Source organism: Lentzea sp. (genome assembly GCF_036380075.1).
Lineage (GTDB): Bacteria > Actinomycetota > Actinomycetes > Mycobacteriales > Pseudonocardiaceae > Lentzea.
The window spans coordinates 30,441-46,495 of the sequence record NZ_DASVFL010000037.1 but is presented as its reverse complement, the minus strand read 5'-3'; the positions used below and the strand labels follow the sequence as shown (position 1 = coordinate 46,495).

12 protein-coding genes are annotated in these 16,055 nt (G+C 69.8%); 8 read left to right on the top strand and 4 right to left on the bottom strand.

Annotated features, from left to right (window positions below):
- Positions 1 to 66: 66 nt before the first annotated feature.
- Genes purS through purL form a run of 3 tightly spaced genes read left to right on the top strand, consistent with a single transcriptional unit; the run spans position 67 to position 3,232 of the window.
- Complete coding sequence (gene purS / locus VF330_RS04780) at positions 67 to 306, top strand: phosphoribosylformylglycinamidine synthase subunit PurS (RefSeq protein WP_030465889.1); 240 nt, start codon at positions 67 to 69, stop codon at positions 304 to 306.
- Positions 303 to 974 carry a phosphoribosylformylglycinamidine synthase subunit PurQ gene (purQ, locus tag VF330_RS04775; protein WP_330850250.1) on the top strand — a complete coding sequence of 224 codons (672 nt, stop codon included), beginning with the start codon at positions 303 to 305 and terminating at the stop codon, positions 972 to 974. The genes purS and purQ overlap by 4 nt, the downstream gene beginning before the upstream one ends.
- Complete coding sequence (gene purL / locus VF330_RS04770; protein ID WP_330850249.1) at positions 971 to 3,232, top strand: phosphoribosylformylglycinamidine synthase subunit PurL; 2,262 nt, start codon at positions 971 to 973, stop codon at positions 3,230 to 3,232. Before purQ ends, purL begins: the two co-directional genes overlap by 4 nt.
- 57 nt (positions 3,233 to 3,289) lie before the next feature.
- Here the strand turns inward: purL and VF330_RS04765 are convergent, their stop codons facing one another.
- Together VF330_RS04765 and VF330_RS04760 are read right to left on the bottom strand one after the other, a co-directional pair.
- Positions 3,290 to 4,084, bottom strand: a complete 795-nt coding sequence (locus tag VF330_RS04765; RefSeq protein WP_330850248.1) for a lysozyme — start codon at positions 4,082 to 4,084, stop codon at positions 3,290 to 3,292.
- A gap of 42 nt (positions 4,085 to 4,126) precedes the next feature.
- Positions 4,127 to 4,966: an aldo/keto reductase gene (locus VF330_RS04760; protein WP_330850247.1), complete on the bottom strand. Its 840-nt coding sequence runs from the start codon at positions 4,964 to 4,966 to the stop codon at positions 4,127 to 4,129.
- A 78-nt stretch (positions 4,967 to 5,044) separates the two neighbouring features.
- Between VF330_RS04760 and VF330_RS04755 the strand changes: the two genes are divergently transcribed.
- Entirely contained in the window at positions 5,045 to 5,938 is an 894-nt protein-coding gene (locus tag VF330_RS04755) for a LysR family transcriptional regulator (protein WP_414675335.1), read from the top strand.
- Positions 5,939 to 6,792: 854 nt separating this feature from the next.
- Here the strand turns inward: VF330_RS04755 and VF330_RS04745 are convergent.
- A complete protein-coding gene (locus tag VF330_RS04745) occupies positions 6,793 to 7,665 on the bottom strand; it encodes a hypothetical protein (RefSeq protein WP_330850245.1) in 873 nt (290 codons plus the stop codon).
- Positions 7,666 to 7,736: 71 nt separating this feature from the next.
- Here VF330_RS04745 and VF330_RS04740 point away from each other — a divergent pair, with 71 nt between their 5' ends.
- From VF330_RS04740 to VF330_RS04730, 3 genes are read left to right on the top strand one after another with little or no spacing between them, the layout of a single operon-like run.
- Positions 7,737 to 8,555, top strand: coding sequence for an SAM-dependent methyltransferase (locus tag VF330_RS04740; RefSeq protein WP_330850244.1), 819 nt, complete (start codon positions 7,737 to 7,739; stop codon positions 8,553 to 8,555).
- A gap of 54 nt (positions 8,556 to 8,609) precedes the next feature.
- Complete coding sequence (locus VF330_RS04735; protein WP_330850243.1) at positions 8,610 to 10,775, top strand: putative bifunctional diguanylate cyclase/phosphodiesterase; 2,166 nt, start codon at positions 8,610 to 8,612, stop codon at positions 10,773 to 10,775.
- Between the two features lie 43 nt (positions 10,776 to 10,818).
- Entirely contained in the window at positions 10,819 to 12,621 is a 1,803-nt protein-coding gene (locus tag VF330_RS04730) for a glycoside hydrolase family 15 protein (RefSeq protein WP_330850242.1), read from the top strand.
- On the opposite strand, the gene VF330_RS04725 is transcribed toward VF330_RS04730, so the two are convergent.
- Entirely contained in the window at positions 12,618 to 15,263 is a 2,646-nt protein-coding gene (locus VF330_RS04725) for a glycosyl hydrolase 2 galactose-binding domain-containing protein (RefSeq protein WP_330850241.1), read from the bottom strand. The two genes, VF330_RS04730 and VF330_RS04725, sit on opposite strands and share 4 nt — an antisense overlap.
- 150 nt (positions 15,264 to 15,413) lie before the next feature.
- On the opposite strand from VF330_RS04725, the gene VF330_RS04720 reads away from it, so the two are divergent.
- Positions 15,414 to 15,995, top strand: coding sequence for a DUF3558 domain-containing protein (locus VF330_RS04720; RefSeq protein ID WP_330850240.1), 582 nt, complete (start codon positions 15,414 to 15,416; stop codon positions 15,993 to 15,995).
- The last annotated feature ends 60 nt before the right edge of the window (positions 15,996 to 16,055 follow it).

Here is a 16,055-nt window from a genome sequence, read left to right as displayed (position 1 = left end):
TGAACACCCAGGTCAGGTAGGCTCTCCGGGTACCGCCAGCCCCCTCAAACCCGGGAGCAGTCTGTCGTGGCCCGAGTCGTCGTCGACGTCATGCCGAAGCCCGAAATTCTCGACCCGCAAGGCCAGGCGGTGGCGAACGCGCTGCCGCGCCTCGGCTTCGACGGCATCACCGCCGTCCGCCAGGGCAAGCACTTCGAGCTGGAGGTCGCCGACGACGTCGACGACGCCACGCTCGCCAAGATCGCTGAGACCTTCCTCGCCAACCCCGTGATCGAGGACTGGACCGTGCGCAGGGTCGAGGCATGAGGGTCGGTGTCATCACCTTCCCCGGCACGCTCGACGACGTCGACGCGCAGCGTGCCGTGCGGTACGCCGACGGGGAGGCCGTGCCGCTCTGGCACGGCGACCACGACCTGAAGGGCGTCGACGCGGTCATCGTGCCGGGTGGGTTCTCCTACGGCGACTACCTGCGGTGCGGCGCCATCGCGCGGTTCGCGCCGGTCATGCAGGAAGTGGTCGAGGCCGCGAACAAGGGGATGCCCGTCCTGGGCATCTGCAACGGCTTCCAGATCCTCGCCGAGGCCCACCTGCTGCCGGGCGCGCTCGTCCGCAACAGCGGTCTGCACTTCGTGTGCCGCGACCAGTGGCTCAGCGTCGAGAACAACACCACGGCCTGGACCACGCGTTACGACGCGAAGGCCGAGATCCTCGTGCCGCTGAAGTCCGGCGAGGGCGGCTACCAGGCCGACCAGAACACCCTCGACACCCTCGAAGGTGAGGGCCGGGTCGTCTTCCGGTACGTCGGGGACAACCCCAACGGCAGCCGGAACAACATCGCCGGCATCACCAACGCCAGGGGCAACGTCGTCGGCCTCATGCCGCACCCCGAGCACGCCATCGACGCGCTCACCGGTCCGACCGACGACGGACTGGGCATGTTCCTGTCCCTGCTCGACTTGGTGGTGAAGGCATGAGCGTCGACACGGTCAAGAACGCGGAGAGCACGCCCGACCAGGAGCAGCCCTACAAGGAGCTGGGCCTGAAGGACGACGAGTACGCGCGCATCAAGGAGATCCTGAAGCGCCGCCCGACCGACGCCGAACTGGCGATGTACTCGGTCATGTGGAGCGAGCACTGCTCCTACAAGTCGTCCAAGGTGCACCTCAAGTACTTCGGCGAGACCACGACCGACGAGATGCGCTCCAAGATGCTCGCGGGCATCGGCGAGAACGCGGGCGTCGTCGACATCGGCGACGGCTGGGCCGTCACGTTCAAGGTCGAGAGCCACAACCACCCGTCGTACGTCGAGCCCTACCAGGGTGCGGCGACCGGGGTCGGCGGCATCGTGCGCGACATCCTCGCGATGGGTGCGCGGCCGCTCGCCGTCATGGACCCGCTGCGCTTCGGCAAGCCGGACGCCGCGGACACGCGTCGCGTCCTGCCCGGCATCGTCGCCGGCGTCGGCGGCTACGGGAACTGCCTCGGCCTGCCGAACATCGGCGGCGAGGTCGTCTTCGACGAGTCGTACCAGGGCAACCCGCTGGTCAACGCGCTGTGCGTCGGTGCGATGAAGGTCGAGGACCTGCACCTCGCGCACGCCTCGGGCGCCGGCAACAAGGTCATCCTCTACGGCGCACGCACCGGCCTCGACGGCATCGGTGGCGTCAGCGTCCTGGCGAGCGAGACGTTCGACGACTCGGCCGGCAAGCGCAAGAAGCTGCCGTCCGTGCAGGTCGGCGACCCGTTCACGGAGAAGGTGCTGATCGAGTGCTCCCTGGAGCTCTTCGAGAAGGGCATCGTCGTCGGCATCCAGGACCTCGGCGGCGCGGGCCTGTCCTGCGCGACGAGCGAGCTGGCGTCCGCCGGTGACGGCGGCATGCACGTGTGGCTCGAGCGGGTTCCGCTGCGCGCCACCGGCATGACGCCCGCGGAGATCCTCTCCAGCGAGTCCCAGGAACGCATGTGCGCGGTGGTCGAGCCGGCCAACGTCGACGCGTTCATGGAGGTCTGCCGCAAGTGGGACGTCATCGCCACCGAGATCGGTGAGGTGACGGAAGGCGACCGCCTGGTCATCACCTACCACGACGAGGTCGTCGTCGACGTGCCGCCGCGCACCGTCGCCCACGAGGGCCCCGTCTACGACCGGCCGATCCAGCGCCCCGCCGACCAGGACGAGCTGCAGGCGAACACGCCGGACAGCCTGCCGAAGCCGGCCCGCGAGGAGCTGCTCGACCTGATCAAGTCGCAGGCGGCCAGTCCCAACCTGGCCTCCAAGCGGTGGGTCACCCAGCAGTACGACCGCTACGTCCGCGGTGGCACGGTCCTCGCGCAGCCCAGCGACGGCGGCATGATCCGCATCGGCGAGGAGACGCACCGCGGTGTGGCCCTCTCGACCGACTGCAACGGCCGCTACACCAAGCTCGACCCGTACGAGGGCGCGAAGCTGGCGCTGGCCGAGGCCTACCGCAACGTCAGCAGCACCGGTGCGACGCCCGTCGCCGTCACCAACTGCCTCAACTTCGGCTCGCCGGAGGACCCGGCGGTCATGTGGCAGTTCGAGCAGGCCGTGAAGGGCCTCGCGGACGGCTGCGCGGAGCTCGGCATCCCGGTGACCGGCGGCAACGTCAGCTTCTACAACCAGACCGGTTCCACGGCGATCCTGCCGACGCCGGTCGTGGGCGTGCTGGGCGTGATCGACGACGTGCGGCGCCGCATCCCCACCGGGATCGGGGCCGAGGCCGGCGAGACGCTGCTGCTGCTCGGCGAGACGAAGGACGAGTTCGGCGGCTCGGAGTGGGCGCACGTCGTCCACGGCCACCTCGGCGGTCTGCCGCCGAAGGCCGACCTCCAGCGCGAGAAGCTGCTCGGCGAGGTCCTCGTCGCGGGCTCCCGCGACGGCATGGTCTCCGCCGCGCACGACCTCGCCGAGGGCGGTCTGGCCCAGGCGCTCGTCGAGACGTGCCTGATCGGCGAGACGGGTGCGCGGGTCTTCCTCGAGGGCGACCTGTTCACCCAGCTGTTCAGCGAGTCCGCCGGTCGCGTGCTGGTCGCCGTGCCGCGGACCGAGGAGCAGCGCTTCACCGACATGTGCACCGCGCGCGCTCTGCCGTGGCGCAAGGTCGGCGTCGTGGACCCGGAGTCGAACGCCTTGGAGATCCAGGACCTCGGTGAGCTCCCGCTCGACGAGCTGCGCGAGGCCTGGGAGGGCACCCTCCCGGCCCTGTTCGACTGAGCACCGCGGAACCGAGCACCGCACGACGAAGGCCCCGTCACTCCGGCGGGGCCTTCGTCAGCTCGCGGCGATGCGTTGGAGCTGGGAGAACACTCCGTTGAACAGGTTCTGGTCGCCGGGGAAGTACCCGGCCGCCTGCCACTGCCAGATGGTGTGGAAGTCGAACCCGGCGGGCAGCGGACCGACCTCGGTGCTGTAGCGGGCGATCCACAACGGGTTGTCGTCGCCGAACTTCACCGAGCCGCCGACGCACCTGTTCCACCAGCTCGTGGACGTGTAGATCATCGGATGACGGCCGGTGCGCGCGAACACCGTGTCGCTGAACGCCTTCACCCACGCGGTCATCGCGGCCTGGTTCATGTTGTAGCAGGTCTCGCCGTACGGGTTGTACTCCATGTCCAACGCCGGCGGGAGGGTCCTGCCGTCGGGCGACCACCCGCCGCCGTTGTCCACGAAGAAGTTCGCCTGCGCGGCGCCGCCCGCCCGGTCGGGCAACGCGAAGTGGTAGGCGCCGCGGATCATGCCGACGTCGTAGGACCCGCCGTACTGCTGGTCGAACTTCGGGTTGCGGTACCCCGTGCCCTCGGTGGCCTTCACGTACGAGAACCGCGCGCCCTTGTCCCAGGACGACCTCCAGTCGACGTCGCCCTGGTGGCTGCTGACGTCCATGCCGGGCACCTTGCCCGCTGTGGGTGGGGAGTCCTCTGCTGTTCGCAGGTCAGCTGTTCCCTCGTGCTTGAGGATCTGCGAACCCGCCGTGTGGTCCGCGGAGCCCTCCGGAGAGGGCGCCGCGGACGCGGGAGCGGGGGTGAGGCCGGCGACGATCGCGACTACGGTGATCAAGGTCCGCATGGACTAGATCGTGCGACCATTTGTCGCAATTTTCCACCGAGGTCACCCGTCCAGGCGGGTCAGCTCCTCGGCGGTCAACTCCACGTGGGTGGCGGCGGCGGAATCGGTGATGCTGGCCGGGCGGGAAGCACCCGGAATGGGGACTACCACTTCCGACTTCGCCAGCATCCACGCGAGGCACACCTGGTGGGCGCTCACGCCGTGCGCGTCACCGACCTCCTTGAACGGACCGGCCAGCGCACCCGCCTTGCCGATGCCGCCGAACGGGCTCCACGGCAGGAACGCGATGCCGAGCTTGTCGCACAGCTCCAGCTCCGGCTCGCTCGACCGGAACGACGGCGAGAACTGGTTCTGCACGGACGCGAGCCGGCCGCCCAGGATCTCGTTGGCCTGCGAGATCTCGTCGGGGTTGAAGTTCGAGACGCCCGCGTAGCGGATCTTGCCGTTGTCCAGCAGCTCGGCCAGCACGCCGACCGACTCGGCGATCGGCGTCTTCGGGTCCGGCCGGTGGAACTGGTACAGGAAGATCTGGTCGACGCCGAGGCGGCGCAACGACGCGTCGACGGCCTGGCGCAGGTACTCCGGCCGGCCGTCGCGGCCCCAGCCGCCGCCGGGCTCGCGGGTGTGACCGCCCTTGGTGGCCACGAACACCTCTTCCGAACGCCCCTTCAGCGCCTCGGCGATCAGCTCCTCGTTGTGGCCGAAGTCGCTGTCGTCGAGCGAGTAGGCGTCGGCGGTGTCGATGAACGTCACGCCCGCGTCGACCGCGGCGTGGATGGTCTCGATCGACCGCGCCCGGTCCGGCCTTCCCTCGATGGACATGGGCATCCCGCCCAGGCCGATGGCGCTGACTTCGGTGTCCCCGATACGACGCTTCTGCATGACCACCACTCTGGACCCTTCCCATTAAGCTGTCCAACGCAAGGAAGTGATCTGACTCAGCAGCTCGGGTGATGAATCGTGGAACTCAGACAGCTCCAGCACTTCCTCGCGGTCGCCGAGGAATGCCACTTCACCAAGGCAGCCAAACGCCTGCACGTCGCCCAGTCGGGCCTGTCGGCGTCGATCCGCGCGCTGGAGGTGGAGCTCGGGACGCCGCTGTTCCTGCGGACCACCCGCCAGGTGGAGCTGACCCAGGCCGGACGGGCGCTGCTGCCGGAGGCGCGGCGGGCGTTGAGCAGCGTCGAGTCCGCCAGGGACGCCGTCGCGGCGGTGCGGGGGCTGCTGCGCGGCACGTTGTCCGTCGGCAGCCTGCAGTGCCTGCACGTGGTGCACCTGCCCGCGGTGCTGGCGCGGTTCCACGAGGCCCACCCCGGCGTGGAGCTGCGGATGCGCCAGTCCGGCAACGCCGAGCTGGTCGAGGACGTCCGCGCGGGCCGGCTCGACCTCGCGTTCGTCACCCGTCAGCCGAGGATCGCCGACGACCTGCGGGTGTCCACTGTGGCCAGTGAGCCGCTCGTGCTCGCCTGCGCGCCGGGAAGTCCTTTCGCGGCAAGGGGGTCCGTCGGTCTCGACGAGCTGCGCGGGCAGTCGTTCGTCGACTTCAACCCCGACTGGGGCACGCGGGACGAGGCCGACCGCGCCCTCGCCGCCGCCGGTGTCGAACGCCGGGTCGCCGTCGAGGTCAACGACGTCCACTCACTGCTGGACTTCGTCGCGTTCGGGCTCGGCGTCGCGCTGGTCCCGCAGTCGTTCAGCCTGAAGACCGACCGCGCGCACTTCGTCGGTCTGCGCGGGGAGGTTCCCGTCGCCGAGACGGTCGTGGTCACCGGTGGCACGGTCGGCGCCGCCGCGGGCGTCCTGCTCGACCTGGTCTTCCAGGCGCGGGCGGGCCGGCTCCGGGTCGCCGGATAGCGCCCAGCCCTCGTGCGTGGTGCGCATCGCCGTGCCGGGCCGCAGCTCCAGCTCGCCGAGCTGCTTCGGAGGCGGCGGATCGGTCAGGGCGAGGAACGTGCCGACGGACGCGGCGCGGAAGTCCACCTCGCGCTGGAAGGCGACCTCGGTGAACGCGAGTCCCCCGGTGAGCTCCGCCTCCGCGAGGGTCAGCCTGCCGTGGAAGGTCCCGCCGGAGAACAACGCGGGCCTGCGCACCTGCAAGCCGCGGAACTGGGTGATGCCGTAGAACTGGGCCCTGCGGGCGGTGAGCCTGTTGACGCGCCTGCCGTCCAGCTGGAAGTACTCCAGCGCGGCACCGGTCAGGTCGAGGTCGAAGTACTGCTTCTTCTTGTCGCCCCACGAGAGCAGGTCGCGGATCAGCCGTTGCGCGGTGCGCCGGACCTGTTGCTCCCGCTGGTCCTCCGGGGGGACCTCGGCGAACACCATGTCGGGGTCGGCGCCGTTCTCGTCCCACGACGGGTGGTGGAACGGGCGGCGCAGGTAGGCGCACAGGACGTCGAGGACCGTCTGCGTGTAGCGCGGTGTCGAGTTGGCAAGCCACACCAGCGAGTGCATCGCACCCACCCGGACCTGGTCCGCCTCGTTGCCCAGCAGCTCGACGGAGCGCGCGAACCGCTCGTCGGCGACCTTGTCGCTCTCCAGCAGGTGCTTGCGGTCGTTGAGCCACAACGCGTACAGCGCCACGACGGCACCGCCCGCGACTCCGGCGGTCTTCACGATCTCCACCGGCGGCGCCTTCAACGCCCAGAGCAGGACCGCGGTACCCGCCGTGACCAGAGCAGCGGAGACAACCGCGAGAAACCACTTCACCGTCAGTTCCTCCACGCTTCCGGCAGATCGGGCGTCACCGCGAACGTACAGCCGTCCGCCTTCACCTCCGCCCACTCCGAGTTCGCGAACTTGGTCTCCCCGCCGAACTTCGTGTCGGTGAAGACGGCGATCCCGGTCGAGCGGAACCGGCTGAACCACGCGCGACCGCGGATCTCCGTGTGGTGCAGGTGGAAGCGGCCGTTCGCCTCGGCCTCGGTGACGTAGAAGTGGCCATGGATCACCATGTGGTGGAAGGAGTTCGAGTCCTCGAACCGCGCGACCCGCATGTACAGGTCGCCGACCTGCCGGTACGACAGGTCCATGAACTCCAGGTGCGCCTTGGTGAGGTTGAGGTCGTAGAGCGGCGGGTTCTTCTCGTCCAGGCGCGGCAACAGGTCCTCGACGAGGCGCTGGGCGGTGAGCCGGACCTCCAGCTCGATCTCCGTCGCGTCCACGTCCTGCTGCGACTTCTTGAACGGGCGGCGCAGGTAGGCGCAGAGGATGTCGAGGACGGTCTGCGTGTACTCGACCCTGGACTTCGCGAGGCCGGCCAGCGCGTGCATCGCTCCCACGCGCACCTGGGCCGTGTCGTGCCCGAGCAGCTCGACGGCGCGCGCGAACCGTTCGTCGGCCACGCGGGACCTGTCGTGTTCGATGCGCTGGCTCTCGAGCTCCTGGCGCGCCTCCTCGACCTTGCGGCGCCGGTCGTTCAGCCACAACGCGTACAGCGCGACGATCGCACCGCCCGCCAGACCGCCCGTCTTGATCGCCTCGTGCTTCGGCGCGCCGGGGTCCACCAGCAGCAGCACGCCTCCGACCAGCAGGAACGCGCCGATCGACGCGAGAATGGTCGACAGCAGCAAACTTTTCCTCACGAGGTCGGCATTCTGCCAACCGGCGGGTGCATGATGGGCTGGAACGGTCCGATCGCGGGTGGGGTGAGCGGGTGGAGCGGCCGAACTGGGCGCCGGGGGACGTCGACCTGGAGCGGCCCAGCATCGCGCGCGTCTACGACTACTGGCTCGGGGGCGCGCACAACTTCGCCGTCGACCGCGCCGTCGCCGAACGGACCCTGGAGGCCATGCCCGACCTGCGCGGTGTGGTGCTGCACCACCGCGCGTTCCTGCGCAGGGTCGTGCGGCACCTGCTCAGGCGCGGCGTCCGGCAGTTCCTCGACCTCGGCTCCGGCATCCCGACGGTCGGCAACGTGCACGAGATCGCCCAGCACGCCGACCCCGGTGCCAGGGTCGTCTACGTGGACGTCGACCCGGTCGCCGTGGCGCACAGCCGGTCGCTGCTGAGCGGAAACGGCAGGGTCGGCGTGCTCCAGGCCGACGTCCGCGACTTCGGCGGCGTGCTCGGCTCGCCGGAGGTGAGCGAGCTGCTCGACTTCGACGAGCCGGTGGCCGTGCTGATGATCGCGCTGCTGCACTTCGTGTCCGACGAGGAAGACCCGCGGGGCGTCGTCGCCGGCTACCGCGACCACCTCGCCCCCGGCAGCTTCCTGGCCGTCTCGCACGCCGGCTACGACGGCGACGAGGAGTCCGCGGCGTCGCGCGAGGCCAGGAAGATCTACGACGACGACGTCACGCCGATGACGCTGCGCGGCAGGGCGGAGCTGACCCGCCTGTTCGACGGGTTCTCGCTGGTGGAACCGGGTGTGGTGCGCGTACCCGCGTGGCGTCCGGAGTCGCCGGACGACGTCCCGGAGCCGGACGGACGATTTCCCGGCTTCGCCGCTCTGGGCCGGAAGGCTCAAAGGTGACTCCGGACGGCGACCGGCCGTATGCTGCGCGTTCGTGGCGTCAGGGCCGAGAAGATGACTGAACGGGTTGACCAGCGAGTGCGTGAGGACCGTCCTCCTTTGGACCCGGCCGTTCTGGCCGGTGCCGAGTCGTTCGCGCGCAGCTGGGCAACCGCGGTCATCGGGTCCAGCTACGTCCCGATGACCAGGGCCGAGGTCGCGCAGCACCTGCAGCACCTCACCGAGCTGCTCGTCGAGGCGCTCTTCGCGAGCCCGTTCCGCACCGCCCCCGGCTACGAGATCGGCGCCAAGCTGGTCGACGCGCACTTCACCGGCACCGACACGCTCGGCCGCACCGTCCAGCTGCTCGGCGACGACCTGCTCACCGACCTGGGGCGCTCCGGCGACGAGCGGTTGCAGTCCCGGCTCGCGGCCCTGCAGGGCTCGCTCGCCGCCGGGTACGCCCGCGCGCTGCGGGAACGCACGCTGGCCGAGCAGGAGGCGATCAGGGCCGCCGTGCTCGACGCCCGCGACCAGGCCGAGGCGATGCTGCGGGCGTCGGAGGCCCGGTTCCGCGCCATGTTCACCGAGGCCGCGATCGGCATCGGCATCGCCGCCATCGACGGCCGGATCCTCGACGTCAACCAGGCCCTGCAGGACATGCTCGGGTTCAGCGTCGAGGAGATGCGCCAGTACAACGTGCGCGACCTCATGCACCCCGAGGACGCGGGCAGCGTGTGGCGGCTCTACGACCAGCTCATCGCGGGCGAGTGCGACCACTACCGCGCCGAGAAGCGCTTCCACCGGGCCGACGGCGAGCAGGTGTGGACGCACCTGACGTTGTCGCTGGTGCGCGACGACCACGGCGAGCCGCAGTACCAGGTCGCGATGATCGAGGACGTCACCGACCGCCACCTGCTCCAGAACCGCCTGCGCTACCAGGCTCTGCACGACCCGCTGACCGGGCTGCCGAACCGCGCGCTGTTCCTCGAACGCCTCGGGCGCGTGTTCAACAACCGCGGCAAGCACCAGCGGGCCGGCCTCTGCTACCTCGACCTCGACGGCTTCAAGGTCATCAACGACTCGCTCGGCCACGACACCGGCGACCAGCTGCTGGTCGAGGTCGGCCGGCGGCTCGACCACTCCGTGTCGGGCGAGGGCAAGCTGGTCGCGCGCATGGGCGGTGACGAGTTCGTGATCCTCGTCGAGGGCTCGTCCGGCGAGCAGGACATCGTCGACGTCGCGGACCGCGTGCTGACCGAGCTGGAGGCGCCGATCCGCATCGCGGGCCACGAGCTGTCGGTGTCGGCGTCGATCGGCATCGTCGAACGGCGGCTGTCCGGCACGACGTCGGCGGACCTCATGCGCGACGCGGACATCACGTTGTACTGGGCGAAGGCGGACGGCAAGGCGCGCTGGGCGTTGTACGACCCGGAGCGCAACGCCAAGGAGGTCGCCCGCTTCACGTTGTCGGCCACCATGCCGCGCGCGTTGGAACGCGGCGAGTTCTACGTCGAGTACCAGCCGCTGGTGCGCCTGGAGGACTCGAAGGTCTCCGGCGTCGAGGCGCTGGTGCGCTGGCAGCACCCGGAGTTCGGGCGGCTCGCGCCGGACCGGTTCATCGAGCTGGCCGAGGAGACCGGTCTCATCGTGCCGCTGGGCCGGTGGGTGCTGCGCAAGGCGTGCGAGGAGGCGCGGCGCTGGCTGGAGGAGTTCGGCGACGCGGCGCCGTTCGTGTCGGTGAACCTCGCCGTGCGGCAGTCCCGCGACCCCGAGCTGGTCCGCGACGTCAAGCGCATCCTCGACGAGTGCGGGCTCCCGCCGCACCACCTCCAGCTGGAGCTGACCGAGTCGGCGATCATGGGCACCGCCGACGAACCGCTGGAGGCGCTGCGGGCGTTGTGCGACATGGGCGTCCGCATCGCGATCGACGACTTCGGCACGGGCTACTCGAACCTGGCCTACCTCAAGCACCTGCCCGTCCACGAGCTCAAGATCGCGGGCTCGTTCATGGAGGGGCTGCGGGCCGAGAACGAGGAGGACCCGGTCGACGCGCAGATCGTCGCCACGCTGGTGCAGCTGGCGCACGCGCTGTCGTTGGGCGTCACGGCGGAGGGCGTGGAGACACCGGCTCAGGCCGCCCGGCTGCGGCGGCTGGGCTGCGACACCGGCCAGGGCTGGTTCTTCGCCAGGCCGGGGCCGCCGGAGAACATCGACAGCCTGCTGCGCGGCGACCTGTAACTGCCTCGCGTGGTGATCTCCTGACCGGGGAACACCGAAGGACATGAAGCCACTGGCCCTGGTCGTGCTCCTGCTGGTCATGTCCGCCCCACCGGCTCACGCCGCCGCCGCGGAGGTGGTTCCCCTCCCGGCGGACAAACAGGCGTTCGGCACAGCCAGGTCCGCCGCGAGCCCGGTGTGGTTCACGTTGGGACACCAGGGGCTCTCGGAGATCTTCCACCCGGACCTCAGCACGCCCGCGACCCGCGAGACCCGGCTGCTGGTCGACGGGAAGCCGGGGCAGGCCGTCACCGAACCCGCCGACCCGCGCTCGTTGACGTTCCGGCAGCGCCTGCGCGGCGACGGCTGGCACGCCGAGATCACCTACGTCACCGACCCCCGGCGGGCCGCCGTGCTCGCGGAGGTCGAGATCACCGCGCAGCGGCCGGTCCGGCTGTCGGTCGACCACGTGCCGATGAAGGGTGGCAGCGAGGTCGTCAGCACGCTGCCGGCCGAACCGGTGCGCCACGCCCACGGCACGGTCGTCATCGGTTTCGGCAAGGGCGTCGCGAAAGCCGCGCTGGACCGCGGTTTCGGTGCGGTGGCACGGGAGTACGCGCAGGGCTGGCGCACCTACCTCGACGGGCTGAAGCGGCCGAGGTCCGCCGACCGCAGGCTCTACGACATGTCCGTCATGGTGCTGGCCGCCACCGAGGACAAGACCCACCCCGGCGCGTCGATCGCGTCACCGAGCTTCCCGTGGGCGTTCGGGTCCGACCGCTCGCTGGCGCCGGAGCTGGGCCCGTACGCGCTGGTCTGGCCGCGCGACCTCTACCACGTGTCCACGGCCATGATCGCCGCCGGCGACCGCGGGTTCGCCGAACGGTCCCTGGACTTCATGCTGCAGAAACAACAGCAGCCCGACGGTCACCTGCCGCAGAACACGCGCGTCGACGGCACGCCGGTGTGGCTGAAGGTCCAGCTCGACCAGGTCGCGGCACCGCTGCTGCTCGCCTGGCAGCTCGACCGGCGCGACCAGTCCACTGTGGACGCACTGCGCCGTTCGGCCGACTACCTGGTGAACTACCCGGACGCGCCGTTCAGCGAGCAGGAGCGGTGGGAGAACCAGGACGGCTACTCGCCCGCCACCATCGCCTCGGCCGTCGCCGGGCTGGTGTGCTTCGCGGACCTGCTGCGGCGCAACGGGGAGAACGCCGACTCCTACCTCGCGGTCGCCGACTCGTGGCAGCGCCGGGTGGAGGGCTGGACGGCCACCTCGACCGGCCCGTACGCGCTCAAGCCGTACTACCTGCGCGTCACCAAGGACGGAAAGCCCGACTCGGGCACGAAGTACAACCTCGGCGACAACAACCCCACCGACATCGACCAGCGCGCCGTCGTCGACCCGAGCTTCCTCGAACTGGTCAGGCTGGGCGTGAAGCGGGCGGACGACCCGGTGGTCGCGAACACCGTGCGGGTCGTGGACCAGCAGTTGAGGGAGCAGGGCTACTGGCACCGGTTCACGCAGGACGGCTACGGCGAGACGGCGGACGGCAGGCCGTGGAACATCACCTGGCCGACCCCGACCCGGACGTACGGCAGGCTGTGGCCGTTGCTGACCGGTGAACGCGGCGAGTACGAGCTGCTCCTCGGTGACAGGGCCACCGCGGCGAAGCGCCTGCGGGAGATCGAGGCCACCGCGAACAGCGGCCTCATGCTGCCCGAGCAGGTGTGGAACGGCCGAGGCACCACCTCGGCCACTCCGCTGGCCTGGACGCACGCGCAGTACGTGCGGCTGGCGTGGTCGCTCGACGCGGGCCGTCCCGTGGAACGGCCCGACGTCGTCGCGAACCGGTACGCGCGCTAGCCCTGGCGCTTCGACACGTTGTGACCGGACAGTTCGACCACCGGCTGCGCGCCGCCGAGGTCGGACGTCCGGTACTCGGCCCGGACCGTCTCGGTCTCACCGGGGAACAACGTGACGTAGTTGTCGCTCCAGTCGACCGGCAGCACCTCCTGACCACCGGAACCCTTGCGCAGCGACGCCCGCAGGAAGAACGCCACGGACGTGCCGGTGTTCCTGACCGTCACGTTAGTGGTCTGCCTGCCGTCCGCACCGGGCGTCGTCGTCGAGGACACCGACACCTGGCCGGCCTTCAGCGAGCTCAACGACCTCAGGTCCGTGTACTGGGCCTGCGGCGTGTACCACCAGTCGCCGCCGTTGTAGTTCAGCGTGTCGGCCTTGGTCGACAGCCAGTAGACGTTGCGGTCGACCACCTTGCCGCTCGCGTCCTTGAGCAGCAGCCGCACGAAGTACGCCGTGGACAGGCCCGACGGCTGCGGCAGCGTGCCGACCCGCACGGACCCGTTGGCCTTGGCGGGGACCGAGCGGGTCTCGTTCGCCTTCTGCGTGCCGTCGGAGTTGAACACGGTCACCTGGAGGCTGAGCCCCTGCTTGGCTTCGAGCCCCATGTTCACGACGGCGAGCGATTTGTCGTCGTAGGAGTACTGGGCGTGCAGCGCCTTGTTCGCCGTCTTGGCGCCGAAGTACGACCCCGCGGTGGCGAGGTTGTAGTTGTAGAGGTGCCAGTAGAGCTTCGGCCACGGGTCGTTCTGCATCCAGTAGATGACGCCCTGCGCCTGGTTCGCGCCGGTGTCGGAGAAGTCGCGGCCGAACGCCTCGAACTGTGCGCGGTTCGTCTCGTACTGCTGGAGCTGCGCCTTGCGGATGAATTCGTCCACAGTGGACGGCTTGCCGTAGCGGTTGTCGAGCGCGGTGCCCCAGAGACCGATCTTGCTGAAGTTGCCCGACGGCGACAGGTGGTACTGCTGCGCGTTGTAGTCGGTCAGCTTGGTGATCTCCGCGTCGCTGAGGAACTTCTCCAGCTCGTCGCGTTCCGGGATCGCGAGGCCGGGCCCGATCTCCGACGCGAAGCCCGCGCTGCCGCCCTTCTGGTTGTTGTACCAATAGACCGGCGGCTCCCACCAGTACGGGCCGTCCATCTTCATGCCCGAGTCACCGAGCTGCGGTGAGCTGCGCCGGGCGGCGGCGGTGACGACCGGCGTCTGCCAGTCGGCGCGCTTCAACGCGTCCAGGTAGATCGCCTCGACGTCGGCGACCGGGGCCTCGTCCGAGCCGATCAGGAACGTGAACACGCTGGGGTGGTTGCGGATCCGCTTGGCCTCGCCCTCGGCGGACGCGCCGGCTACCCGCTTGTCCTCCGCGGTGAAACCGCCGGTGTCCTGCCACTTCGAGCAGCACTCCCAGCCGGTCATGACGAGAATGCCCGCGCGGTCGGCCAGGTCGTAGAGCTCGTCGTTCTCCGGCTTGCCCTCCAGGCGGATGGTGTTGAGCCCCATGGACTTCGTGAGCGCCAGCTCGTCGGCGATCTTGCGCGGGTCGGTGCGCAGGAACAGGTCGGAGGCCCAGCCGCCGCCGCGGATCAGGATCGGCTTGCCGTTGACCTGGTACTGGATGTTGCCGCTGACCTTCGTCGAGGTGACCTCGCGGATGCCGAACGTCGTGGCCTGCTCGTCGGATTTCGCACCGGACACCGTGGCCGCCGCCGTCGCGGTGTACAGCGGCTGCGCGCCCATCTGGAACGGCCACCAGACCTGCGGGTTCGTGACGTTCAACGGGAACGTCACCGTCCTGGTCTCGTTCGCGGCCAGGCTCACGACCCGGCTGTAGCCCTGGCCCGCCGCGCTGCCGGCGACCGTCGTGGTGACGGGGCTGCCGGTGTTGTTGCGCGCGTCCACCTTCACGGTCACGGTGGCGCTGGTCAGGTCCGGCAGCGGCAGGTCGGTCAGCACGTGCAGGCCGCGCAACGACACGGCGCCGCTCCGCACCAGGTCGACGTCGCGGAACAGGCCCTGGTTGCGGTCCGGCGGGAGCTGGGACCAGTCGATGAAGTGGATCACCAGGTCCTCGGCCGGATCGGACGGCGACGCCTTGATCGCGAGCGCGTTGTCACCCTTGCGCAGCAGGGTGGTGACGTTGAACTCGTAGGTCGGGTAGGCGCCGACGACGGTGTCCGTTCCGGCGACCTTCAAGCCGTTCAGCCAGACCTCGCCGCGGGAGATCACCCCGCCGTTGAGCTTCAGGAACGTGTGCACGCCCGGCTGCGGGTCGGCCTGGAAGACCTTGCGGTACCACCACGGCACCTTGAAGTCGTTCGCGTCGACCTGCTTGAGGTTCTGCGAGTAGGTGACGTCCGGGTACCTGCCGTTCGCGATCAGGCCGGCCATGACGGTGGACCGCGCGGGCACCGTCATCCACCCGGAGTCCGAATAGGCCGGTCCGGAGATAACGTCACCGGACTGCGTGGCCTTGGCGCTGCTCTGCAGACGCCAGTCGGGGATGGTGGAGGTCGTTCCGGGACTCGCGGCCACCGTGAGCGCCGCTCCCGTGCCGGGCACGGGTCCCGCGGTGGCTGAGGTGCCCGGCACCAGCAGGGCCAGGCCCACCGCGGCCACGACCAGTGTCGGCAGTGGTCGGTTGCGCAGCATGTCGCTCCTCGACGCATCGGGGCGGCGGCGCTTCGGGGTATCGTAAAGAAGGTTTCCTTTTGTTGGGGTCCGCGGCAATGCACCTTCCGGGTGACGCGGGACACACCCTTGGCGACCGTGCGTGTCCGGCCACCCGGTACGTTGACCCGCATGCGTCGACTTGCCGTCCCGTTCGTGCTGGCAGCGGTCCTGACCGGATGTTCTCCGACGGAGTCCGGAACCCCCACCACGGGCAATCCCGCGCCGGCGACCGGGACGTCCACCGGTTCCCCGGCCGGCAACCGGCCGAAGGCCGTCGACCTCAAGGCACTCGACCCGTGCTCGCTCTACACCGACGAGGTGAAGACGGCGCTCGGTGTCCGCCTGGTGACGCCGCGCGACCCGCAGGCCGACTATGGCGAGGGCACCAAGACGTGCAGCAACAACTACGAGAACCCCGCGTACTCGTCGTCGATCTACACGGTGCTCAACGGCGGCGTCGACCGGCTCAAGAAGACGGTCGGCGAGGCGGAGCTCACCGCTGTGCGAGTGACCGGTTACCCGGCGTACATCGACAAGCGCGACAGCGCTGCCGGTCCGGCCTGCGATGTTTACGTCGATGCCAATGACGGGCAATTGTTGCTGGTGAACGCCGTGGGCGGGTTCGGAGAGGACAAGGCCACAGTGGACGGGGCGTGCGAACAGGCGACGAAGCTCGCGATGGCGGTCGGGCCTGTTCTCATGACCAGGTGACGATGAGTAGAACTACCCGGCTTGTACCGGGAACCGGTCACTCGCGTCACGCATCAGAGC